This window comes from Vibrio sp. 1078-1 (genome assembly GCF_033340475.1).
In genome coordinates, this window is the sequence record NZ_JAWOWM010000322.1 from 1 (window position 1) to 720 (window position 720).

General features: G+C 51.1%; 1 protein-coding gene. It reads right to left on the bottom strand.

The features are described from left to right. On the bottom strand, positions 1-720 hold a 720-nt coding region (locus tag R7190_RS27350), incomplete at both ends, for a DHH family phosphoesterase (protein ID WP_318137866.1).

Here is a 720-nt window from a genome sequence, read left to right on the forward strand (position 1 = left end):
GCTTTCCCCGCACGAATGCGCTGCAACCCTTGATGCACCAGAATTCGGTTGTTCTCATCAAGCGGCACAACATCAGCGACAGTGCCCAGTGCGACAAGGTCGATCAGCTCCATCAGTTTCGGCTCTTGCATGCCTTGCTGAGCAAACCAGTTGTGTTTGCGCATGTGAACGCACAACGCCATCATCAGATAGAACGCCACACCAACGCCAGCCAGCGCTTTAGAAGGAAACGCACAACTGTCGAGGTTTGGGTTCACCATCGCATCCACTTCTGGCAGAACTTGTCCTGGCAAATGGTGGTCTGTCACCAATACGGTAATGCCATTCTCTTTGGCGTAGCGCACACCTTCAATCGACGATACGCCATTGTCGACCGTCATGATCATTTCTGCGCCAAGTTCCAATGCTTGATCGACCACCTCTGGGCTCAAACCGTAGCCATCTTCAAAGCGGTTCGGCACCAAGTAATCGACGTTATTGCTGCCAAGCATACGTAATGCCAATACAGAAAGAGCAGAACTCGTTGCGCGATCTGCGTCAAAGTCACCCACCACGATGATGCGTTTTTGCTCTTGAATCGCTTGGAACAACAACTCATCCGCCTGCTCAATGCCGCCAAGCTTTTGGTACGAATGCAATCCACGAGCAGAGGTTTCTAGCTGCGCGATGTCAGTAATACCGCGATTGATGTAAATGCGTTTTAAGATCGGAGGAATGGAA